Here is a 21321-nt window from a genome sequence, read left to right as displayed (position 1 = left end):
GTAATTAGTCCCGCTTCAGCTTGTATTCCAGGTGCGCCTTGATTTCCGGCCACTCGCCGCGCGTGATGCTGTAGAGGTGGGTGTCGCGCACGGTGTTGTCGCGGCGCAGCGCGTGGTGGCGCAGCACGCCGTCGAGCTTGGCGCCAAGGCGGGAGATCGCCGCCTGCGAGGCGAAATTGAAGTTGTCGGTGCGGAAACCGACCAGCGCGCAGCCGAGCGTCTCGAAGGCGTGCGTCAGCAGCATCAGCTTGCAGCTGGTGTTGACGTGGGTGCGCTGGTGGCGTTTGCCGTACCAGGTGTAGCCGATTTCGACCCGGTCCAGCTCGGGCACGATGTCGTGGTAGCTGGTGCTGCCGAGCACGACGCCGCTGGCCTGGTCGACGACGGCGAAGGCCAGGCGGGCAGGGCGCATTTCGGCGGCCTTGAAAATGTACTGGTCGACGTGCTCGGGTTCGGGCACCGAGGTGATGCGCAGCTTCCACAGCTCGCCGTCGCTGGCGGCCGCGCGCAGGCCGTCGGCGTGGTGCGGCGCCAGCGGCTCGAGCCGCACCCCGTTCAAGGCCAGCGTCAGTGGTGCGGGCGCGCGCATCAGCGGTTGGTCCGCGACATGAACACCAGGCGCTCGAACAGGTGCACGTCCTGCTCGTTTTTCAGCAGCGCGCCGTGCAGCGGCGGCACCACCGCCTTGGCGTCCTGGCTGCGCAGCGCCTCGGCCGGGATGTCTTCGGCCAGCAACAGTTTCAGCCAGTCGAGGAATTCCGACGTCGACGGTTTCTTCTTCAGGCCGGCGACGTCGCGCACCGCGTAAAAGGTTTGCAGCGCCTGCGCCAGCAAATCCTTCTTCAGGGTCGGGAAGTGCACGGCGACGATCTGCTCCATCGTGTCCTTGTCGGGGAACTTGATGTAGTGGAAGAAGCAGCGGCGCAGGAAGGCGTCCGGCAACTCTTTTTCATTGTTGGAGGTGATGATCACCAGCGGCCGGTGCCTGGCCACCACCATCTCGCGCGTTTCGTAGACGTAGAACTCCATGCGGTCTAGTTCGCGCAGCAAGTCGTTCGGGAACTCGATGTCGGCCTTGTCGATCTCGTCGATCAACAGCACCACCGGCTCGGGCGCCGTGAAGGCTTGCCACAGCACGCCCTTGACGATGTAGTTGTGGATGTCGCGCACGCGCTCGTCGCCCAGTTGCGAGTCGCGCAGGCGCGAGACGGCGTCGTACTCGTACAGGCCCTGCTGGGCCTTGGTGGTCGACTTGATGTGCCATTGCATCAGCGGCATGTTCAGCGCCGCCGCCACCTCCTCGGCCAGCATGGTCTTGCCGGTGCCCGGCTCGCCCTTGATCAGCAGCGGGCGCTGCAAGGTCAGCGCGGCGTTGACCGCCAGTTTCAGGTCGGCGGTGGCGACGTAGTTGTCGGAACCCTGGAAGCGGTGGCCTTGGCCTTGAGGTGCGTGCATGGACGTGTCGATCACAGTGTAAAGTGGAAGAATGTTGCGGTTACGCCGAGTATAAGACAGAACCGCGCAAAACGGCCATGGTGGCCCGCCCGGTCACCCCGCGGCGCCGGCGCGCGAGGGGGGAAGCGGCGGCGAGGTTGCGCTTCCACACGGCGCGCATTCAAAGTGGACTTGCGGGAACGTCTTGGGTTAGAATCGCAGGTTGTTAGTGTAAAGCTCAACGTTTGCACCCGCCTTATCCCCGATTACCACTGATTACCTTTGCCACCATGAAAAAAATCATCGCACTTCTCGTGCTCGCCGGCATGGCCACTGTCGCCGCAGCGGCGGACATCGTTGGAAACGCCAAGGCCGCCACCGCCAAGGTTGAAATGTGTATCGGTTGCCACGGCATCCCAGGATACAAAGCGACCTTCCCGGAAGTTTTCCAGGTGCCGATGATCGGTGGCCAGTCGGCCAAGTATATCGAAAGCGCGTTGAAAGCCTATCAAAAGGGCGATCGCAAGCACCCGAGCATGAAGGGCATTGCCGCCAGCCTGTCGGACCAGGACATCGCTGACGTTGCCGCATACTACTCGCAGCAAACCAAGACGAAATGAGGAACAAGAACATGAAAAAAATACTCACCGCCCTGATCTGCTCCGCCATCTCCTTGAGCGCCTTCGCTGGCGGCAACATCGACGCCGGCAAGGCGCTGGCCGAAAAATACAGCTGCGCCGCCTGCCACGGCAAGGACCTCGGTTCGCCGATCGACCCTTCATACCCGAAACTGGCCGGCCAGCACAAGGACTACCTGGAACACGCGCTGACCGCCTACAAGCGCGGCGACGCCCCGAACGGGCGCAACAACGCCATCATGACCGGCCAAGTCAAACCGTTGACCAACCAGGACATCAAGGATTTGGCAGCTTACATGCACAGCCTGCCTACCGGCCTGGTGCTGCACCGCTAAGACGCGCGGCCCGGTTGGACAAGAAAAAAGCCACGTTCGTTTCGTGGCTTTTTTCTTTTCTAAGCAGAACTTGCCGTAAAAAATAGCCATGGACAAACGCATTAATGTGGCCGAACCGGTGGCGGCGATTGGCACTGTTCGATCGCTTCGGGTCCGATCGGCCCGGTCGGCGCAGCCCGGCGTCGTGCCCGCCGCCGTGGCGATCGCCGGCGTGGGGCTGGACGGCGATGTCCACGCGGACACGCTCTCGCCCCGGCAGGTGTTGCTCGCCGGCGTACACGCCTACGATCAATACCGGCTTGAGGCCAACGCGCTGCGTGAAAACCTGTTATTGGATCTGGATAGTTCGGTGTTGCGGTCGGGCGCGTTGTTAAGGATAGGTCCGCAGGCGGTGCTTTGGCTGACGTTCCAATGCGAACCATGTGGCCACCTCGATGCCCACCAGCCAGGTCTGTCCAAACGGATCGGCGCCCATCGAGGCATGTTGGCGCGGGTGGTGCGCGGCGGCGAGGTCAGGCCCGGCGATGCCGTCGCCTGCCTGCAGCGTTCGCTGCCCGGTTGGTCGGACGACTGGCGTGAGCGCGTCGTGCGCATTTTGCAGTCCGTCCCCGACGATATGGTGCTGGAATACAAGCAGCTCGCGCGCCTTGCGGGCGTGTCGACCAGCTACTGCCGGGTTTTTCCGAGAATGGCGCGGGATCTGGGCCTATCGGAAAAGCTGGTGCCGATGCGCAGCCAGTCTGGCAAAGCGCGCTGGGAAGGAAGCGAGTTGTTCGATGTGGAGCAGGGCCGGCGATGAGCTTTGCTCTTTGCCGACCAGCTCGGCTTGCATGTGCTCCGGCACCGCCAACAACCCTTTGAGGTCTAGTGGGGCGACGCCTGTCGCAAGCTTAGCGCCGGCGCACGCATTCGAGGTAGGCGGCGCCGTCCGGCGGCAGGCCGGCGCGCTGCGAGTTCCAGATCATCTGGCCCAAGCATTCCATCATCTGGTGGTGCGCCGCGTGTTCGGAGTCGAGCCGCTGCGCCAGGCTTTGGCTGGCCGCGCGGACGCCGCTCGGGCGGTCCACCGCGATTTGCTCCGCGATGGTCAGGTGCATCGACAAGTGCAGGAAGGGGTTGGCTTGGCCGCCGTCGACCGAGTAGTCGCGCGCCAACGCCGCGTCGACGTCGCCCAGATCGCTTTCGTATTCGGGGTGCTGGACGATCCAGTCGAGCGCGATTGCTTCGAGCGGACTGAGAATTTCCTTGGCGTGGTGCTTGCGGTAGATGTCGCAGAAGAAACGGCGTACATCGTCGGAGGAGGGAGTAAACATCGTTGGGTCACTGGGCTAATTGGAGCAGCCGACATTGTACCCCCGTGTCGATTATGTGTACTCTGTACAGGGATAAATGTAAAAAACGGGCATCCTTGGATGCCCGTTTTGTTTTGCCGCCGGCCGGCGCCTACTCCTTGTGCTCCGGCGCCAGCAGCGCCGGTTCCGGGGTGGGCTCGGCGGCCGGCTCGGCCACCGCCACCGCCACCGCCGCCTCCAGCGCCTCGCAGTGCTGCGCTTCGCAGTGCTGCGCCTCGTGCGTGCGCGGCGCGTGCGGCTGGCGCAGGTAGCGCGAGGTGTGCCGGTGCGGCGGCGGGTTGCCGTGCACCGGCCACGTCAGGAAGCGCGACAGTTCCTGCAGCGCCCTCTGGTAGACGTCGCGCTTGAACTCGATGACGACGTCCAGCGGCACCCAGTACTCGTGCCAACGCCAGGCGTCGAACTCCGGGTGGTCGGTCAGGCGCAGGTTGACGTCGTTGTCGCGGGCGCACATACGCAGCAGGAACCAAATCTGCTTTTGCCCCCGGTAGTGGCCGCGGATTTCGCGTTTGATGAAATGGTCCGGCACTTCGTAGCGCAACCAGTCGCGCGTGCGGCCGACAATCTTGACGTGTTCCTGCCTTAGTCCTATCTCCTCTTCCAGTTCACGAAACATGGCCTGTTCGGGGGTTTCCCCGTACTTGATGCCGCCTTGCGGAAACTGCCACGAGTGCTCGCGCACCCGTTTTCCCCACCACACCTCATTTTGGGCGTTTAGCAGGATGATGCCGACGTTGGGCCGGAACCCTTCACGATCGAGCATAGTGCACCTCAAACTTTCTGCGGCCGAGCGTCTTTTTTACATTTTTGCCCACAACTCCGCACGCCGGCAGCGTTTTCGGGGTACGAAAACGGTCGGAGTGGCACCAATTGCACGCATTTGTATAAAGTATGGACGCATCAGCCAGCTAATCCTTTAAAATTAGGTTGATTATAACCCTCTCTTTTTAAAAAGAATTCACCGTTATGCGCGCCTCCCGTTTTTTTATCTCAACGCTCAAAGAAGCCCCATCTGACGCCGAAATCGTCAGCCACCAATTGATGATGCGCGCCGGCATGATCAAGCGCATCGGTTCGGGCATTTACACCTACATGCCGATGGGCCTGCGCGTCATCCGCAAGGTCGAGGCCATCATCCGCGAGGAGATGAACGAGGCCGCCGGCATCGAGCTGCTGATGCCTTTGGTCCAGCCGGCCGAGCTGTGGCAGGAGACCGGGCGCTGGGACAAGATGGGCGCCGAATTGCTGCGCGTGAAGGACCGCCACGGCCGCGACTACGCGATCCAGCCGACGTCGGAAGAGGTTATCACCGACGTGGTGCGCTCCGAGATCAAGTCCTACCGCCAGCTGCCGCTGAATTTTTACCATATCCAGACCAAGTTCCGCGACGAGCGCCGGCCGCGTTTCGGCCTGATGCGCGGGCGCGAATTCACCATGAAGGACGCCTACTCGTTCGACCGCGACGTCGCCGGCCTGCAGGCGTCGTACAAGGTGATGTTCGACGCCTACGTCAAGATCTTCACCCGCTTCGGCCTGAAGTTCCGCGCGGTGGCGGCCGACAACGGCGCCATCGGCGGCTCCGGCTCGCATGAGTTCCACGTCATCGCCAGCACCGGCGAAGACGCCATCGTCTACTGCCCGAGCTCCGACTACGCCGCCAACATGGAGGCGGCCGAGGCGCTGCCGCTGGCCGCCGCGCGCGCCGCGCCGGCGCAGCAGCTGGTCAAGACCTCGACGCCGGGCACGGTCAAGTGCGAAACCGTGGCGGCCCTGCTCGGCCTGAAGCTGGAGCGGACGCTGAAAACCATCGCGCTGACGGTCGACGGCGAGAAGGACGGCAAGGTCGCGAAACAATACTGGATGCTGCTGCTGCGCGGCGACCATGAACTCAACGAAGTCAAGGTCGGCAAGATCGCCGGCCTGGCCGGCCACCGCTTCTCCACCGAGGCCGAGCTGCTGGAAGTGTACGGCACCGTGCCGGGCTACCTGGGGCCGATCGGCACCAAGGCGCCGGTCACCGTGGTTGCCGACCGCACCGTCGCCAACATGAGCGACTTCTGCTGCGGCGCCAACGACGCCGACTTCCACTACACCGGCGCCAACTGGGGCCGCGACATGGCCGAGCCGGCCATTGTCGCCGACCTGCGCAACGTCGTCGAAGGCGACGCCTCGCCGGACGGCCAGGGCGTGCTGGCGATCGAGCGCGGCATCGAAGTGGGCCACGTGTTCCAGCTCGGCACCTCGTATTCGCAGAGCATGAAGGCCACCTTCCTCGACGAAAACGGCAAGCCGGCGCCGCTGCAGATGGGGTGCTACGGCATCGGCGTGACGCGCATCCTGGGCGCGGCGATCGAGCAGAACTTCGACGACAAGGGCATCATCTGGCCGACCGCGATCGCGCCGTTCGAGCTGGTGCTGTGCCCGATGAACTACGACCGCAGCGAACTGGTCAAGGCCGAAACCGACCAGCTGTACGCGGCCCTGCAAGCGGCGGGCGTCGACGTCATCGTCGACGACCGCGGCCTGCGCCCGGGCGCGATGTTCGCCGACTGGGAGTTGATCGGCGTGCCGCACCGCGTCGTCATCGGCGAGCGCGGCCTCAAGGAAGGCAACCTGGAATACCAGGGCCGCCGCGACACCGAGGCCACCGCCGTGGCGCTGGCCGACATCGTCGGCTTCGTCCAGGGCCAGATGCGGAAGTGAGAGCGCTCTCGCTTAGCGGGCGCGGCGCGCCGTGGCGCTGGAGCGGCGCGCTGCTGCTGGCCGCCGGCCTGATGGGCGGCGGCGGCGCGCGCGCCGGCAACCAGAAGGAGGAGGCGCTGGCCGACTCGGTCCGGCTGGCGCTGTCGCACGCGATCAAGGACGACCGCCCGCCGCGGCAGACGTTCAGCGCCGACAAGGACCGCCTGCATTACGAAAACTGGCTGGCGCAGATGTCGCAGCGGCTGGCGCGCAAGCTGCCGGACGCGCAGGTGCGCACCGAGTTCCTCGAGGCGGCCTGGTACGAGGCGCGCCGCGCCGGCCTCGACCCGGCCCTGGTGCTGGGCCTGATCCAGGTTGAATCGGCCTACCGCAAGTACGCGGTGTCGATGGCGGGGGCGCGCGGCTATATGCAGGTGATGCCGTTCTGGACCGGCGTGATCGGCGACAGCGACCGGCGCAAGCTGTTCCACATGCAAACCAATCTGCGCTACGGCTGCGCCATCCTGCGCATGTACGTCGACATGGAGGGCGGCAACCTGTACCTGGCGCTGGGGCGCTATAACGGCAGCCGCGGCCGGCCGGAATACCCGAACGCCGTGCTGACGGCGTGGAAGCGCTGGGAGCTGACGGCGATGTAATGGCGGCGCCGCCAAGAAAACCAGCGGCGCTCTTCGCCGTGGGTCCTAAGTCGGCAAGCGGGGTGTTGGCCGGGCAAAAAAAATGCCCCGATCGCGCTGGCGACAGGGGCACTCCGATCGGCCACCGGAGCCGACCGCGTTCTATTATTTCAAATGATCGGAGATGAGCTTGGTCATTTCAAACATGGACACTTGGGCTTTGCCGCCGAACACAGCTTTGAGCTTGTCGTCGGCATTGATCATGCGGCGGTTCGCCGGATCTTGCAGGTCGAGCTTTTTGATGTAGTCCCACACTTTTTTGGTCACTTCGGTACGCGGCAATGGGTCCGCGCCAACGACGGCGGCCAAGACTGTGGACGGTGTCATCGCTTTCATGAACGCTGCGTTCGGCTTGCGTGGAACTGCCGGAGCCGCCGCTTTTTTCACTGCTGGCTTTGCTGCCGCTTTTGCTGGTGCTGCTTTTTTAACTGCTGCAGGTTTGGCTGCCGCAGCTTCTTTAGCTGGCGCTGCTACTGGGGTTTTTTTGGCTGTTGCCATCTTCGAGCCTCCTTAACGAACACATGGGAAATTGCGCAATTGATCGCACGGCTAATATTGGTGGGGTTTTACCGAGTACGCAAGTGTTTTTCACGTTTTCCCCCGGAAAACATGCCTAAATAGCCTCCCCGGCGCGGCGCCGCACCGCTTCGGGGCGCGGCACCGGCGTTTTGCCCGTAAACACCGGCATTCCCGGGGCTGGCCGACGCCGCGGCGGGCGCGCCGCGGCCGGCGCCGCCCCCCCGTCGAAGCGGGCCTTAGCGCATGCCCGGCATCATGCCCTTCATGCTGCGCATCATTTTCATCATGCCGCCGCCGGACAGCTTCTTCATCATCGACTGCATCTGCTCGAACTGGGTCAGCATGCGGTTCACTTCCTGCACCTGGACGCCGGCGCCGGCGGCGATGCGGCGTTTGCGGGTGGCCTTGATCAGTTCCGGCTTGGCGCGCTCCTGCGGCGTCATCGAATCGATGATGCCGACCATGCGCCGCACCTGCTTGTCGGCCTGGTCCATGTTCTTGCCGCCGGCGGCTTGCTGGAACTGCGCCGGCAGCTTGTCGACCAGGCTGGCCATGCCGCCCATTTTCTTCATCTGCCCCAGTTGCGACTTGAAGTCGTTCATGTCGAACTTGCCGCCGACCTTGATTTTCTGCGCCAGGTCGGCCGCCGCCTTGACGTCGACGCCCTTGCGCGCCTCTTCCACCAGCGCCAGGATGTCGCCCATGCCGAGGATGCGGTTGGCCATGCGGGTGGCGTCGAACGCCTCCAGGCCGTCGAGCTTCTCGGACACGCCGGCGAACTTGATCGGCTTGCCGGTGATGTGGCGCACCGACAGCGCGGCGCCGCCGCGGGCGTCGCCGTCCAACTTGGTGAGCACGATGCCGGTCAGCGGCAGCGCGTCGTTAAAGGCCTTGGCGGTGTTGATGGCGTCCTGGCCCAGCATGGCGTCGACCACGAACAGGGTCTCGATCGGCTTGACGGCGGCGTGCACGGCGGCGATCTCGCGCATCATCTCCTCGTCGATACCGAGGCGGCCGGCGGTGTCGATGATCAGCACGTCGTGGTAGTGCTTCTTGGCCCAGTCCAGCGCGGCCAGCGCGATGTCGACCGGCTTGTCGTCGCTCGACGACGGGAAGAAGTCGGCGCCCACTTGCGCGGTCACCGATTGCAGCTGGGCGATCGCGGCCGGGCGGTAGACGTCGGCCGAGACGGTCAGGACCTTTTTCTTTTTCTCTTCGCGCAGGTACTTCGCCAGTTTGCCGACGGTGGTGGTTTTACCCACGCCCTGCAAACCGGCCATCAGGATGATCGCCGGCGGCTGGCAGGCAAAGCTCAGCTGCGAGGCGTCGGGGCCGAGGTCGGCGCCCATGATGGCGGCCAGCTCGCGCTGCACCACGCCGACCAGGGCCTGGCCCGGCGTGAGCGAACCGACGACGTCCTCGCCCATCGATTTTTCCTTGACCTTGGCGATGAATTCGCGCACGGCGGGCAGGGCGACGTCGGCCTCGAGCAGCGCCAGGCGCACTTCGCGCATCATCTCGGCGGTGTTGGCTTCGGTCAGGCGCGCCTCGCCGCGCATGGTCTTGACGACCTTGGCGAGCCGCTGGGTAAGATTATCTAGCATGATGAACCTGCAATGTGGAGCTGGGAAGGGCGGCACGGGGCCGGACGTTGGGCGCCATTTTACCCCATCGGGGGCGGCCGCGGCCGCCGGCCCGCGCGCCCGCGCCAGGGCGGCGGCCGGCATTTTTGGCGCCCGCGCCGGCGCCCCGCTCCGACTCCTGCTACCATGGCCGGGCCGGCCCCCGCCGGCGCGTCCCCTACACGAGGCCCAGGACACGCATGAAACCGTTGATTTTTTCCTTGATGCTGGCCTTGGCCGGCGCCGTCCACGGCGCCCCCGTGAGCATGGCGTTCGGCGACAACCTGCCGCCGTATATCATGGCCGAGAGTCATTCGGGCATCGAACTCGACGTCGTGCGCGAGGCGCTGGCCTTGCGCGGCCACGAGCTGCGCCCCCAGTACGGGCCGATGGGCCGCATTCCGTTCAGTTTTATCGAAGGCAAGGTCGACGCGATCATGATGGACGTCGGCGAGGACATGGCGGCGCACGGCGGCCACTACGGCGAGGCGCCGGTGCTGTACGACAACGTCTTGTATACGCTGAAGCGGCGCCAGTTGCGCCTGCGCAAGCCTGCCGACCTGAAGGGGCTGAGCATCATGGCCTTCGTCGGCGCCGCCAAGCGCTACCCCGAATGGCTGCTGCCGCTCAGCCGCACCCCCGAGTACGTCGAGCGCAACAACCAGGCGGTGCAGCCGCTGTTGCTGTCGCTGGGGCGCTACGACGTGGTGCTCAGCGACCGCACCATTTTCCAGTATTTCAGCGCCCTGCAACGGCGCGCCGATCCGCATTTCGTGCTGCCGGCGGTCGAGGAGCATGCGCTGCCGCCGCCCGATCCGCGCGATTACCGTCCGGTGTTCCGCGACGCGGCCGTGCGCGACGACTACAACGCCGGCCTCGAGCAATTGCGCAAGAGCGGTCGCTACAAGGCGATTTACGGCAAATACCTGGAAAAATGAGCGGTGTTGGAAAGCGGCGGCGCCGGCTTGCGCCGCGGCTTTCCATTTGCATAACGCCGAGTCGGCCAAATTGCACGGCATCGAGCCCCGACCTCACCGTTTCATGCGGTTGCGCAATAAAAAAATGTTTCTGACGCGCCAACGCTTGGTATCATCTGCTGGCAATTGCCGTTTATCGCGGGCCGCAACAACACCCTATTCAGGAGAAGTGGATGAGCAAGCATTGGAAGCGGGCCGGCGCGATCGCCGCCGCCGTCGTGGGCATTACGGGCGGGTTGCTGGCGGCCGGCGCCGCGCAGGCCCAGGAGGTGGTACGCCTGGGCAACCTGAAGTTCGCCCACTTCGGCGCCATCTCGTATATCAAGGAAATCGCGCCGAAGTGCGGCATCAAGGTCGAGGAGCACATTTTCGCCAAGGGACTCGACGTGATGCAGGCGATCATCGCCGGTGAGCTCGACGTTGGCGCCACCGCGTCCGAGGCGGCCATCTCCGGGCGCGCCGGCGGCGCCGCGATCTTCGTCGTGGCCGGTTTCGCCAAGGGCGGCGCGCGCCTGGTCGGGCGCAGCGACCTGAAAATGCAGTCGGTGAAGGACTTGAAGGGCAAGAAGGTCGGCGTCACCCGCGGCGGCATCCAGGAAGTGCTGCTGCTGGCCGAGCTGGCCCAGCACGGCCTGACGGTGTCGGACCAGCCGGGCAAGGACGTGCAACTGGTGTTTCTCGCCTATGCCGACCTGAACCAGGCGCTGATGGGCAAGAACATCGACGCCATGATGCAGTCCGAGCCGCAATCGTCGCAGGCGCTCAACAAGGGCTTCGGCAAGGAGATGCTGAAGCCCTACGACACGCCGATCGGCGAGCCGGTGCGCACCTTGGTGATGACCGAGAAGTTCTACAGGGAGCGCCGGCCGGCCGCCGAGAAGTTCATGCGCTGCTTCGTCGAGGCCACCAAGGCCTTCATCGATACCCCGGCCGTGGCCGAGAAATACGTGCGCGAGGTGATTTTCAAGGGCCAGATCAGCAAGGACGACTTCGACGACGCCATCAGCAACTCGCCGTACACCTACGACATCACGCCCGAGCACATCCAGACCACCACCGACGTCATGCACAAGACCGGCGTCGGCAAGATGAGCAAGCCGCCGCTGGCGAAGGACTGGGTCAAGACCGACCTGCTGGTTCAGGCCAAGAAAAGCCTGAACGTCAAATAAACCACACGGCGACGGAGGCGGCATGGGCACAAGGGGCGTGGGCGCGCGGCAGTGGCGCGAAATCGGCATCGGCATGGTCGTGCCGGCGGCGGTAATTGGGCTGTGGCAGGTGGTGGCGATGCTGGGCTGGGTCAACCCGCAGGTGCTGCCGTCGCCGCTGGCGGTGCTGCAGCGCTGGATCGCCTACCTGCTGCCGGTGGCGCCGTTCGCCGACTACGCCTACGCCGGCGCCGGCGCCTGGCTGGGCTGGGCCGTCTCGGGCGAGCTGATCGTCGATTCGCTCGGCAGCCTGTACCGGGTCGCCGCCGGCTTCGTCATCGGCGCCGGCCTGGCCCTGCCGCTCGGGCTGGCGATGGGCGCCAAGCCGCGCGTCTACGCCTGGCTCAATCCGCTGGTGCAGGTGCTGCGGCCGATTCCGCCGATCGCCTACATCCCGCTGTCTATCCTCTGGTTCGGCCTGGGCAACCCGCCGGCGGTGTTCCTGATCGCCCTGGGCGCCTTCTTTCCGGTGCTGATGAACACCGTCGCCGGGGTGCGCCAGGTCGACGGCATCTACCTGCGCGCGGCGCGCAACCTGGGCGCCTCCGGCACCACGCTGTTCGTGCGGGTGATCCTGCCGGCGGCGGTGCCCTACATCCTCTCGGGCGTGCGCATCGGCATCGGCACCGCCTTCATCGTCGTCATCGTCTCCGAAATGATCGCCGTGAACAACGGCCTGGGCTTCCGCATCCTGGAGGCGCGCGAATATTTTTGGTCCGACAAGATCATGGCCGGCATGATCAGCATCGGCCTGCTCGGCCTGGCCATCGACGTCGCCATGAACAAACTGAACAATCATCTGCTGCGCTGGCACCGCGGCATGGAGAACTGATATGAGCGCAGCGCACATCGTCATCAGCCAGGTCAGCAAGGTGTTCCGCACCGACGAACGCGAGCTGGTGGCCCTGAAGGACATCAACCTGGAAATCCCGCGCGGCCAGTTCGTCTGCCTGCTGGGGCCTTCCGGCTGCGGCAAGTCGACGCTGCTCAACGCGGTGGCCGGCTTCGCGCCGCCCAGCGCCGGCGGCATCAGCGCCGACGGCCGCGTGGTCACCGGGCCGGGGCCGGAGCGCGGCATGGTGTTCCAGGAGTACGCGCTGTTCCCCTGGATGACGGTGGCCGAGAACATCGCCTTCGGCCTGGAGATCAAGGGCGCGCCGAAGGCCGAGATCGCCGCCACCGTGGCCAAGCTGCTGCAAATGCTCTCGCTGGGCGACTTCGGCGCGCGCTTCCCGAAGGACCTGTCGGGCGGCATGCGCCAGCGCGTCGCCATCGCCCGCGTGCTGGCGCTGGACTCGCCGATCATGCTGATGGACGAACCCTTCGGCGCGCTGGACGCGCTGACCCGGCGCAACCTGCAGGACGAGCTGCTGCGCATCTGGGCCGAGCTGAAAAAAACCATCCTCTTCGTCACCCACAGCATCGAGGAGGCGCTCTACCTGGCCGACCGCATCGTCGTCATGACCTACCGGCCGGGCACGGTCAAGCGCGACCTGCTGGTCGAGCTGCCGCGCCTGCGCGACCCGGCCTCGGCCGAGTTCAACGCCCTCAAGCGCGAACTGGGCCACCTGGTGATGGAGGAGCAGCAGCGCCACCACAACGACGAACTGCGCCTGGCCGCCGTCGATTGAGGTCGGCGGCGCCCTGAACCGGCGCGTTCCCGCCCGCCCCGAACCCCGCGGGCGGCCTATGGTGTAAACTTAAACTTATGCAGACATTCTTTTTTATCGCCGCCGCCTTGTCCTACGCCGTGTGCGCCGTCCTCCCGTCCCGCCAGGGTGCCTGGATTACCGCCGCCACCGGCGTGGCCTGGCTGCTGCACGGCGTCACGCTGGGTGTCGATTTGATCGCGCCGGGCAGCGTGCGCATCGGCTTCGCGGCGATGCTGTCGTCGGCGCTGTGGGTCTCGGTGGGCGCCTACTGGCTGGAGAACCGCAACTTCGCCCTCGACGGCCTGCGCCGCCTGGTCATGCCGAGCGCCGCCGCCGTGCTGCTGCTGGCCTGGGCCTTCCCGGGCAGCCAGGTGCTGTTGGAGGGCAAGTCGTCGATGTTCGGCTGGCATATCGCCGTCGCCATCCTGGCCTACAGCACCTTGACCATCGCCGCCTTCCACGCCGTGCTGATGGCGCTGCAAGAGTCGCGCCTGCACACCCGCGGCGAGCGCATGGGCTTTCTCGGCGCCGCGCTGGACCAGTTGCCGGCCCTGCTGACGATGGAAAAATTGTTGTTCCGCATGATAGGTTTCGGTTTCGTCCTGCTCAGTTTGACCGTGCTGTCGGGCATCGTCTTCTCCGAGCAGTTGTTCGGCAAGGCGCTGACCTGGGACCATAAATCGGTGTTCACCCTGTTGTCGTGGCTGCTGTTCGCCGCGCTGCTGGCCGGGCGCCGCTTCCGCGGCTGGCGCGGCAAGACCGCGCTGAGCTTCACCCTGGCCGGTTTCGCCACGCTGGCGCTGGCCTACGTCGGCAGTCGTTTTGTACTGGAAGTGGTTTTGCATCGGGGATTGGCATGACACGTATTCTATTTTGGCTGGCGCTGGCCTTTCTGGTGCTGATGGCGGTGCGCAGCAAGTTGCGCGGCATGCGCCAGCAGGGCGAGCGGGCGCGGCCGCCGGCGGCGCCGGCGCGCGCCGAGGCGCTGGCCGACCCCGAGGCGATGCTGTGCTGCGCCCAGTGCGGCGTGTATTACCCGTCGTCGGAGACGGTGCAGGCCAAGGGGCGCGATTTCTGCAGTCAGGCGCACGCCACCTTTCCCTAGGGCCGGGCCGTGACGACGCGCCTGCGCGGTTGGACGGCGGAGTCGGGCGACACCTTCTGGCGCTCGCTGCAGACGCTGAGCCTGACGCGGATGATGATCGCCAGCGTGCTGCTGGTGTACCTGCTCGTCGGCGGCGTCGGCTGGCACGGCGGCGGCCAGTTGGCCTATGGCGAGCTGTGCGCCGCCTACCTGCTGCTGGCGGCCGCCTTCGCGCTGCTGACGCTCTACCGGCGCCAGCGCTTCCTGCTGCAACTGCTGGTGCAACTGGCCGTCGACGTCGGCGTCATCTCGCTGATCTACATGGACGCCGGCGGCGTGCGCAGCGGCCTGGCCATCCTTTACCTGTTCCCGCTGGCCGGCGCGGCGATCCTGGCGCCGTTGCTGCTGGCGCTGTTCAGCGCGGCGCTGGTGACGCTGTTCATGCTGTCCGAAAGCATTTACCAAGTCCTGGCGCTGGAGGGCGAGCGCGGCGTGCTACAGGCCGGCCTGTACGGCGCCTCCTTCTTCGCCGTGGTACTGCTGGTGAGCCGCCTGGCCGCCAAGCTGATCGGCCAGGAGGCGCTGGCGGCCCAGCGCGGCAACGCGCTGGCGATCCAGCTGGCGATCAACCGCCTGGTCATCGCCGACATGGGCGACGGCGTACTGGTGGTCGGGCGCGACGGCCAAGTCTTCACCGGCAACCCGGCGGCCCTGCAGATGTTGGGCCTGGCCGGGCTGGAGCTGAATTTCCGCCTGGCCGACAGCGCCAGCCTGGGGCCGATCGCCGTGGCCTACGACGACTGGCTGGCCGACGCCGGGCGCAGCACCGTGTACCTCACCGTCAAACCTTATACCGACGCCGCGCTGCAGGGCGTGACGGCGGCCTGGAGCGGGCGGCGCGAGCTGGCCACCCACTTGAAGGCGCGCTTCGCCACCGTCGACACGGCCGGCCTGGCGGCCGAGCGCAGCGTCATCTTCCTGCAGGACGTGACGGCCATCGAAAACCAGGCGCAGCAACTGAAGCTGGCGTCGATGGGCCGCCTTACCGCCAGCATCGCGCACGAGGTGCGCAACCCGCTGTCGGCGATCGGCCACGCCACCGCGCTGCTCAGCGACGACCTGGTCGAGCCGGTCCACCTGCGCCTGCTGCGCATCGTCGGCGACAACGTGGCGCGGGTCAACCGCATGGTCGAGGACATCCTGCAACTGTCGCGCAAGGTCCAGGTGCAGGAGGAGGCGCTGGCGCTGGCGCCCCTGCTGGCCGAACTCATGGCCGAGTTCCAGCAAACCCACGCGCTGGCCGACGCGGTGGTGCGGCTGGACGGCTGCGGCGCCGCCGAGGTGCGCTTCGACCCGCTGCACCTGCGCGAAATCCTGCTCAACCTGCTCAACAACGCGGTACGCTACGCCAGCGGCGGCCCGGGCAGCATCGAACTGTTCGTCGTGCGCGACAAGGCCCGGCGCCTGGAACTGCACGTGCAGGACGACGGCCCGGGCATTTCGCCGGAGGTGCGGGCGCACCTGTTCGAGCCGTTTTACACCACCTCCAGCAAGGGCACCGGCCTGGGCTTGTATCTGGCGCGCGAACTGTGTTTGAATAACGGCGCGCTGCTCGATTACGAGTACCATTTCGCCAGCGGCGGCCGGCGCGCCAGCGGCCGCTTCGTGATCACCTTCGCGGCGCCCCTATGAACCTTGCAGAAAAGGCCGCACCATGAGTTCTCCCCGTATCCTGGTGGTCGACGACGAAGCCGATTTGCGCGAGCTGTTGGAAATCACGCTCGTCAAGATGGGGCTCGACGTCGACAGCGCCGATTCGCTGGGGCAGGCGCGCGCCTTCCTGGCGCGCAGCGAGTACGCGCTGGTGCTGACCGACATGCGCCTGCCCGACGGCCTCGGCCTGGAACTGGTGCGCGAAGTGGCCGGCGCGTATAAGAACACGCCGATCGCCGTGGTGACGGCCTTCGGCAGCACCGACAACGCCGTCGTCGCGCTCAAGGCCGGCGCCTTCGACTACGTCTGCAAGCCGGTGGCGCTGGACCAGCTGCGCCTGCTGGTGCAGTCGGCGCTGGGCTTGAGCGCGCCCGCGCGGCGCCAGGCCGCCAGCGCGGCGGCGCCGGCCTCGCGCCTGAAGGGCGAATCGGCCCAGGTGCAGGCGCTGCGCGCGCAGATCGCCCGGCTGGCGCGCTCGATGGCGCCGATCGCCATCAGCGGCGAGTCCGGCAGCGGCAAGGAGCTGGCGGCGCGCGAGATCCACGCGCAAAGCGCGCGCGCCGAGCAAGCCTTCATCGCCGTCAACTGCGGCGCCATCCCGGAGGCGCTGATGGAGGCCGAGTTCTTCGGCTACCGCAAGGGCGCCTTCACCGGCGCCGTCGACGAGCGCGACGGCTTTTTCCAGGCCGCCCATGGCGGCACGCTGATGCTCGACGAGGTGGCCGACCTGCCGCTGGCGATGCAAGTGAAACTGCTGCGGGCGATCCAGGAACGGCGCGTGCGCAAGATCGGCGCCACCGCCGAGGAGGCGGTCGACGTGCGCATCATCAGCGCGACCCACCAGGACCTGTCCGCGTGCGTGGCGGCGGGGCGCTTCCGGCAAGACCTGTTCTACCGCCTCAACGTGATCGAACTGTGCCTGCCGCCGCTGCGCGAGCGGCTCGACGACCTGGAGGTGCTGACCGAGGCGATCCTGGCGCGCCTGGCCGGCCCCGGCCAGCCGGCGGCGCTGGCGCCGGCGGTGCTGGCGGCGCTGCGCGCCTATTCCTTCCCGGGCAACGTGCGCGAGCTGGAGAACATCCTCGAGCGCGCGCTGGCCTACGCCGACGACGGCGTCATCGGCGTCGGCGACCTGGCGCTGAAGGGCGCCGGCGTACCCGCGCCGGCGCCGGCCGCCGCGGCCGGCCTGGACGGCGCGCCCGCGGCGGCGGCGCCCGGTTTCGCCTTCGCGGCGGCGCCGGACGGCGGCGCCGGCCTGCCGCACTGCCTGCCGGAATACCTGAGCCAGGTCGAGCGCGACATCATCGTGCGGGCGCTGGCGCAAACCCAGTTCAACCGCACCCAGGCGGCGCAACTGCTGGGCATCAGCTTCCGCCAGCTGCGCTACCAGATGCAAAAGTTGAACATCCAGGAGCCGGAGGCGTGACGCCGGCGGCGGCGCTGGCGGTGGCGGCGGACGGCTGGTGCGCCGGCGCGGCGCGCTACGCGTCGCCGCATTGCGACGCCCGTCCGGACGGCGCCGAAGCCGAGCTGCTGGTGATCCACAACGTCAGCCTGCCCGCCGGCCGCTTCGGCGGGCCGCATGTGTCCGACTTGTTCACCGGCCGATTGGACTATAATGCCGATCCCTCGTTCGCCGATTTGCGCGGCTTGCGGGTGTCGGCGCATTTTTTCGTGCGCCGCGACGGCCGCCTGATCCAGTATGTTTCCGGCAACGACAAGGCTTGGCACGCCGGCCTGTCGGCGTTCCGGGGACGGCCGCGCTGCAACGAGTTTTCCATCGGGGTCGAGCTGGAGGGCAGCGACGTGGTGGCGTTCACGGCAAGCCAGTACGCGACCCTGGCGGCGCTGACGGCGGCGCTGCAGGCGCGCTACCGGCTGCGCGACGTCTGCGGCCACGAGCATATCGCGGCCGGCCGCAAGACCGACCCGGGACCTTGTTTCGATTGGAACCTTTATAAAAAAACATTGTGCGAATTGCTGGTTCGCCAAGGTGCGTTAGTACCCACTTACCGGCAGCTGGGCTTCCCGGCGACAGTTTGAAAAGTCAACACAAAAAGAGTGGAAAAGTGCAAATATCTCGCCCCCCGCACGCTTGCGTTAACCAAATTTGAGTACTACAATTAGTAAAATTTATAAGCTTCAACACTATATCTAGTAGTCTCCTGGGATTTCACCACTGTTGCTAGATACGTCTGGAACACCGCTACCAGGCAGTCGCCGGACATTATCATCCGCAAACCAATGACCCGAACCAACATTCAAGAGCCGTTGGAAGGGGCATTCTTTTGCTTTTTTAAAGCACCATTTTCCGCAGAACTCGCGCCTGATCGGGGGTTCTAATTCATTACCATCGGCTTGGCACATCGCCGGGCCGCTACCGGGAGCTTCAATGCAATCAACCTCAGACATGTCCATCCATCCGGCAGCAATTCCGGCAGCAGTGCCGGCCTCGGCCAACAACAGCGTCGGCCCGACCGCCGCGGCCCTGGGCGACTATCGCATCATCCGTCGCAACGGTTCGGTGGTGGCGTTTGAGCCGTCGAAGATCGCTATCGCCATGACCAAGGCGTTTTTGGCCGTTAACGGCGGCCAGGGCGCGGCCTCGGCGCGCGTGCGCGAACTGGTCGAGCAATTGACCGACGGCGTGGTCGCGGCGTTGGTGCGCCGCCAGCCTAGCGGCGGCACCTTCCATATCGAAGACGTGCAAGACCAGGTGGAATTGTCGTTGATGCGTTCGGGCGAACACGACGTGGCCCGCGCCTACGTGCTGTACCGCGCCAAGCACATGGAAGAGCGTCGCCTGCAAAAAGAAGCGCAGCAGGGCGGCGCGTCCGCCGCCGCCGCGCCGCAGTTGCACGTGACCGAAAACGGCGAGCGCCGTCCGCTCGACATGAACCAGGTGCGCGACCTGATCAACGCCGCCTGCGTCGGCCTGGAAAAGCACGTCGACGCCGAAGCGATCCTGTCGGAGACGCTGAAGAACCTGTACGACGGCGTGCCCGTCGAAGAGCTGCACAAGTCGGCCATCCTGGCCGCCCGCGCGCTGATGGAAAAAGACCCGGCCTACAGCCAGGTCACCGCGCGCATCCTGCTGCACACGGTGCGCAAGGAAGTGTTCTGCAAGGAAGTGCCGCAAGCCGGCGCCGCCGCCCACTACATTGAATACTTCCCGGCCTACATCGCCAAGGGTATCGACGCCGAGCTGCTCGACCCGCGCCTGGCCGACTACGACCTGGCGCGCCTGGCCAAGGCCCTGGTCGCCGACCGCGACCTGCAATTCGGCTACATCGGCCTGCAGACGCTGTACGACCGCTACTTCCTGCACATCAACGAAGTGCGCATTGAAATGCCGCAGGCGTTCTACATGCGCGTGGCGATGGGCCTGGCCCTGAACGAGAAGGACCGCGAAGCGCGCGCCATCGAGTTCTACAGCCTGCTGTCCTCGTTCGACTTCATGAGCTCGACCCCGACCCTGTTCAACTCGGGCACCCGCCGCTCGCAGCTGTCGTCGTGCTACCTGACCACGGTCTCGGACGACCTGGAAGGCATCTACGACGCCATCAAGGAAAACGCGCTGCTGGCCAAGTTCGCCGGCGGCCTGGGCAACGACTGGACCCCGGTGCGCGCGCTGGGCGCCCACATCAAGGGCACCAACGGCAAATCGCAGGGCGTCGTGCCGTTCCTGAAAGTGGTCAACGACACCGCCGTCGCGGTCAACCAGGGCGGCAAGCGCAAGGGCGCGGTCTGCGCCTACCTGGAAACCTGGCACATGGACATCGAGGAATTCCTCGACCTGCGCAAGAACACCGGCGACGACCGCCGCCGCACCCACGACATGAACACCGCCAACTGGATTCCCGACCTGTTCATGAAGCGCGTGATGGAAAAGGGCGACTGGACCCTGTTCTCGCCGAGCGAAGCGCCGGACCTGCACGACAAGGTCGGCAAGGCCTTCGAACTGGCCTACAACGGCTACGAGGCGCGCGCCGCCGCCGGCGAGATCCGCGTATTCAAGAAGATCGCCGCGCTCGACCTGTGGCGCAAGATGCTGTCGATGCTGTTTGAGACCGGCCATCCTTGGATCACCTTCAAGGACCCTTGCAACATCCGCAGCCCGCAGTCGCACGTCGGCGTGGTCCACAGCTCGAACCTGTGCACCGAAATCACGCTCAACACCAACGAAAGCGAAATCGCCGTCTGCAACCTGGGTTCGGTCAACCTGCCGGCCCACATGAAAGAGGGCAAGCTGGACCACGTCAAGCTGCAAAAGACCGTGCGCACCGCCATGCGCATGCTCGACAACGTCATCGACATCAACTACTACGCGGTTGAAAAGGCGCGCGCCTCGAACATGGCGCACCGTCCGGTCGGCATGGGCATCATGGGTTTCCAGGATTGCCTGCACATGATGCGCGTGCCGTTCGCCTCGGACGCCTGCGTCGCCTTCGCCGACACCTCGATGGAAGCGGTCTGCTACTACGCCTACCTGGCCTCGACCGACCTGGCCGAGGAGCGCGGCCACTACAGCTCCTACAAGGGTTCGCTGTGGGACCGCGGCATCCTGCCGCAGGACTCGGTGGCGCTGCTGGCCGAAGAGCGCGGCGGCTACCTTGAAGTGAACAATTCGTCGGCGATGGACTGGTCGCTGGTGCGCTCGCGCATCAAGCAATTCGGCATGCGCAACTCGAACTGCGTGGCGATCGCCCCGACCGCCACCATTTCGAACATCATCGGCGTGTCGGCCTGCATCGAGCCGACCTACCAGAACCTGTACGTGAAATCGAACCTGTCGGGCGAGTTCACCGAGATCAACGCCCACCTGGTGCGCGACCTGAAGGCGCGCGACCTGTGGGATGAAGTCATGATCTCCGACCTGAAATACTTCGACGGCAGCCTGGCCAAGATCGACCGCATCCCGCAAGACCTGCGCGAGCTCTACGCCACCGCCTTCGAAGTATCGCCGACCTGGCTGGTGGAAGCGGCGTCGCGTCGCCAGAAGTGGATCGACCAGGCCCAGTCGCTGAACATCTACATGGCCGGCGCGTCGGGCAAGAAGCTCGACGAGACCTACAAGCTGGCATGGTTGCGCGGCTTGAAGACCACCTACTACCTGCGCACCATCGCCGCCACGCACATGGAGAAGTCGACCTCCAAGACCGGCGCGCTGAACGCGGTGGCGGTCGACGGCGGCATGTCCGCCAGCGCCCAGGCCGCACAAGCGGCGGCGGCACCGGCCGTCACGGCGGCCGCGGCGGTCGCGGCCGACGCGGACGGCGAGGCGTGCTACCTGCGTCCCGGCGACGACGGCTTTGAAGAGTGCGAAGCCTGCCAGTAAACGTTGGACGGCCGCCGCGGCCTTGCCGCGCCGGCCGCTTGTACCCGCTAGTATCCGCTTGAGTTTGAC

Annotated in this window: 21 protein-coding genes; 15 read left to right on the top strand and 6 right to left on the bottom strand. The window is 65.8% G+C overall.

Annotation, left to right across the window (positions count from 1 at the left end; genetic code table 11):
* Window positions 1-4 precede the first annotated feature (4 nt).
* Together JANGC3_RS0115275 and JANGC3_RS0115270 are read right to left on the bottom strand one after the other, a co-directional pair.
* Window positions 5-589 carry a GNAT family N-acetyltransferase gene (locus JANGC3_RS0115275; RefSeq protein WP_017877361.1) on the bottom strand — a complete coding sequence of 195 codons (585 nt, stop codon included), beginning with the start codon at window positions 587-589 and terminating at the stop codon, window positions 5-7.
* On the bottom strand, window positions 589-1455 hold the full coding sequence (locus tag JANGC3_RS0115270) for an AAA family ATPase (RefSeq protein ID WP_026133022.1): 867 nt from the start codon (window positions 1453-1455) through the stop codon (window positions 589-591). The genes JANGC3_RS0115275 and JANGC3_RS0115270 overlap by 1 nt, the downstream gene beginning before the upstream one ends.
* Window positions 1456-1724: 269 nt before the next feature.
* Between JANGC3_RS0115270 and JANGC3_RS0115265 the strand changes: the two genes are divergently transcribed.
* The 3 genes from JANGC3_RS0115265 (at window position 1725) to JANGC3_RS0115255 (ending at window position 3206) form a co-directional block, all read left to right on the top strand.
* The gene (locus JANGC3_RS0115265) at window positions 1725-2054 is read left to right on the top strand and encodes a c-type cytochrome (RefSeq protein ID WP_017877359.1); all 330 of its coding nucleotides are present in this window, start codon (window positions 1725-1727) and stop codon (window positions 2052-2054) included.
* Between the two features lie 11 nt (window positions 2055-2065).
* Window positions 2066-2407 (top strand): c-type cytochrome, encoded by a 342-nt coding sequence (locus JANGC3_RS0115260; RefSeq protein WP_017877358.1) that lies wholly within the window; start codon window positions 2066-2068, stop codon window positions 2405-2407.
* 88 nt (window positions 2408-2495) lie between these two features.
* On the top strand, window positions 2496-3206 hold the full coding sequence (locus JANGC3_RS0115255) for an MOSC domain-containing protein (RefSeq protein ID WP_017877357.1): 711 nt from the start codon (window positions 2496-2498) through the stop codon (window positions 3204-3206).
* A gap of 91 nt (window positions 3207-3297) precedes the next feature.
* Here JANGC3_RS0115255 and JANGC3_RS0115250 read toward each other — a convergent pair whose 3' ends face one another.
* Complete coding sequence (locus JANGC3_RS0115250; RefSeq protein WP_017877356.1) at window positions 3298-3720, bottom strand: DUF1841 family protein; 423 nt, start codon at window positions 3718-3720, stop codon at window positions 3298-3300.
* A gap of 130 nt (window positions 3721-3850) precedes the next feature.
* Window positions 3851-4522: an RNA pyrophosphohydrolase gene (locus tag JANGC3_RS0115245; RefSeq protein ID WP_026133021.1), complete on the bottom strand. Its 672-nt coding sequence runs from the start codon at window positions 4520-4522 to the stop codon at window positions 3851-3853.
* 203 nt (window positions 4523-4725) lie between these two features.
* Here JANGC3_RS0115245 and JANGC3_RS0115240 point away from each other — a divergent pair, with 203 nt between their 5' ends.
* Entirely contained in the window at window positions 4726-6462 is a 1737-nt protein-coding gene (locus JANGC3_RS0115240) for a proline--tRNA ligase (protein ID WP_017877354.1), read from the top strand.
* A gap of 71 nt (window positions 6463-6533) precedes the next feature.
* Window positions 6534-7100 (top strand): lytic transglycosylase domain-containing protein, encoded by a 567-nt coding sequence (locus JANGC3_RS0115235; RefSeq protein ID WP_051068381.1) that lies wholly within the window; start codon window positions 6534-6536, stop codon window positions 7098-7100.
* A gap of 144 nt (window positions 7101-7244) precedes the next feature.
* Here JANGC3_RS0115235 and JANGC3_RS31660 read toward each other — a convergent pair whose 3' ends face one another.
* Window positions 7245-7637, bottom strand: a complete 393-nt coding sequence (locus JANGC3_RS31660) for an SWIB/MDM2 domain-containing protein (protein WP_026133020.1) — start codon at window positions 7635-7637, stop codon at window positions 7245-7247.
* A 257-nt stretch (window positions 7638-7894) separates the two neighbouring features.
* A complete protein-coding gene (gene ffh, locus JANGC3_RS0115225) occupies window positions 7895-9262 on the bottom strand; it encodes a signal recognition particle protein (RefSeq protein WP_017877351.1) in 1368 nt (455 codons plus the stop codon).
* A 218-nt stretch (window positions 9263-9480) separates the two neighbouring features.
* Here ffh and JANGC3_RS0115220 point away from each other — a divergent pair, with 218 nt between their 5' ends.
* The 10 genes from JANGC3_RS0115220 to JANGC3_RS0115175 all read left to right on the top strand — a co-directional run bounded on the left by JANGC3_RS0115220 (window position 9481) and on the right by JANGC3_RS0115175 (window position 21252).
* A complete protein-coding gene (locus tag JANGC3_RS0115220; RefSeq protein ID WP_232429711.1) occupies window positions 9481-10218 on the top strand; it encodes a substrate-binding periplasmic protein in 738 nt (245 codons plus the stop codon).
* Between the two features lie 212 nt (window positions 10219-10430).
* Window positions 10431-11426 carry an ABC transporter substrate-binding protein gene (locus JANGC3_RS0115215; RefSeq protein WP_017877349.1) on the top strand — a complete coding sequence of 332 codons (996 nt, stop codon included), beginning with the start codon at window positions 10431-10433 and terminating at the stop codon, window positions 11424-11426.
* 22 nt (window positions 11427-11448) lie between these two features.
* On the top strand, window positions 11449-12297 hold the full coding sequence (locus JANGC3_RS0115210; RefSeq protein WP_035787738.1) for an ABC transporter permease: 849 nt from the start codon (window positions 11449-11451) through the stop codon (window positions 12295-12297).
* Window position 12298: 1 nt separating this feature from the next.
* Window positions 12299-13096, top strand: coding sequence for an ABC transporter ATP-binding protein (locus JANGC3_RS0115205; protein WP_017877347.1), 798 nt, complete (start codon window positions 12299-12301; stop codon window positions 13094-13096).
* A gap of 77 nt (window positions 13097-13173) precedes the next feature.
* Window positions 13174-13977 carry a cytochrome C assembly family protein gene (locus JANGC3_RS0115200; protein ID WP_017877346.1) on the top strand — a complete coding sequence of 268 codons (804 nt, stop codon included), beginning with the start codon at window positions 13174-13176 and terminating at the stop codon, window positions 13975-13977.
* Entirely contained in the window at window positions 13974-14222 is a 249-nt protein-coding gene (locus JANGC3_RS0115195; RefSeq protein ID WP_017877345.1) for a PP0621 family protein, read from the top strand. Before JANGC3_RS0115200 ends, JANGC3_RS0115195 begins: the two co-directional genes overlap by 4 nt.
* A 9-nt stretch (window positions 14223-14231) precedes the next feature.
* Entirely contained in the window at window positions 14232-15893 is a 1662-nt protein-coding gene (locus JANGC3_RS0115190) for a sensor histidine kinase (RefSeq protein WP_017877344.1), read from the top strand.
* Between the two features lie 22 nt (window positions 15894-15915).
* Entirely contained in the window at window positions 15916-17340 is a 1425-nt protein-coding gene (locus JANGC3_RS0115185; RefSeq protein WP_026133017.1) for a sigma-54-dependent transcriptional regulator, read from the top strand.
* Window positions 17337-17957: a 1,6-anhydro-N-acetylmuramyl-L-alanine amidase AmpD gene (ampD, locus tag JANGC3_RS0115180; protein ID WP_017877342.1), complete on the top strand. Its 621-nt coding sequence runs from the start codon at window positions 17337-17339 to the stop codon at window positions 17955-17957. The genes JANGC3_RS0115185 and ampD overlap by 4 nt, the downstream gene beginning before the upstream one ends.
* A gap of 349 nt (window positions 17958-18306) precedes the next feature.
* Complete coding sequence (locus JANGC3_RS0115175; protein WP_026133016.1) at window positions 18307-21252, top strand: ribonucleoside-diphosphate reductase subunit alpha; 2946 nt, start codon at window positions 18307-18309, stop codon at window positions 21250-21252.
* The last annotated feature ends 69 nt before the right edge of the window (window positions 21253-21321 follow it).

Origin of the sequence: Janthinobacterium sp. CG3 (assembly GCF_000344615.1) — a bacterium.
Lineage (GTDB): Bacteria > Pseudomonadota > Gammaproteobacteria > Burkholderiales > Burkholderiaceae_D > Janthinobacterium.
This window is presented reverse-complemented; position numbering and strand designations above follow the sequence as displayed.

Coding starts and splice junctions, on each gene's coding strand:
- JANGC3_RS0115275 (WP_017877361.1), bottom strand. CDS start 589: ATGCGCGCGCCCGCACCACTGACGCTGGCCTTGAACGGGGTGCGGCTC.
- JANGC3_RS0115270 (WP_026133022.1), bottom strand. CDS start 1,455: ATGCACGCACCTCAAGGCCAAGGCCACCGCTTCCAGGGTTCCGACAAC.
- JANGC3_RS0115265 (WP_017877359.1), top strand. CDS start 1,725: ATGAAAAAAATCATCGCACTTCTCGTGCTCGCCGGCATGGCCACTGTC.
- JANGC3_RS0115260 (WP_017877358.1), top strand. CDS start 2,066: ATGAAAAAAATACTCACCGCCCTGATCTGCTCCGCCATCTCCTTGAGC.
- JANGC3_RS0115255 (WP_017877357.1), top strand. CDS start 2,496: ATGGACAAACGCATTAATGTGGCCGAACCGGTGGCGGCGATTGGCACT.
- JANGC3_RS0115250 (WP_017877356.1), bottom strand. CDS start 3,720: ATGTTTACTCCCTCCTCCGACGATGTACGCCGTTTCTTCTGCGACATC.
- JANGC3_RS0115245 (WP_026133021.1), bottom strand. CDS start 4,522: ATGCTCGATCGTGAAGGGTTCCGGCCCAACGTCGGCATCATCCTGCTA.
- JANGC3_RS0115240 (WP_017877354.1), top strand. CDS start 4,726: ATGCGCGCCTCCCGTTTTTTTATCTCAACGCTCAAAGAAGCCCCATCT.
- JANGC3_RS0115235 (WP_051068381.1), top strand. CDS start 6,534: ATGGGCGGCGGCGGCGCGCGCGCCGGCAACCAGAAGGAGGAGGCGCTG.
- JANGC3_RS31660 (WP_026133020.1), bottom strand. CDS start 7,637: ATGGCAACAGCCAAAAAAACCCCAGTAGCAGCGCCAGCTAAAGAAGCT.
- ffh (WP_017877351.1), bottom strand. CDS start 9,262: ATGCTAGATAATCTTACCCAGCGGCTCGCCAAGGTCGTCAAGACCATG.
- JANGC3_RS0115220 (WP_232429711.1), top strand. CDS start 9,481: ATGAAACCGTTGATTTTTTCCTTGATGCTGGCCTTGGCCGGCGCCGTC.
- JANGC3_RS0115215 (WP_017877349.1), top strand. CDS start 10,431: ATGAGCAAGCATTGGAAGCGGGCCGGCGCGATCGCCGCCGCCGTCGTG.
- JANGC3_RS0115210 (WP_035787738.1), top strand. CDS start 11,449: ATGGGCACAAGGGGCGTGGGCGCGCGGCAGTGGCGCGAAATCGGCATC.
- JANGC3_RS0115205 (WP_017877347.1), top strand. CDS start 12,299: ATGAGCGCAGCGCACATCGTCATCAGCCAGGTCAGCAAGGTGTTCCGC.
- JANGC3_RS0115200 (WP_017877346.1), top strand. CDS start 13,174: ATGCAGACATTCTTTTTTATCGCCGCCGCCTTGTCCTACGCCGTGTGC.
- JANGC3_RS0115195 (WP_017877345.1), top strand. CDS start 13,974: ATGACACGTATTCTATTTTGGCTGGCGCTGGCCTTTCTGGTGCTGATG.
- JANGC3_RS0115185 (WP_026133017.1), top strand. CDS start 15,916: ATGAGTTCTCCCCGTATCCTGGTGGTCGACGACGAAGCCGATTTGCGC.
- JANGC3_RS0115175 (WP_026133016.1), top strand. CDS start 18,307: ATGCAATCAACCTCAGACATGTCCATCCATCCGGCAGCAATTCCGGCA.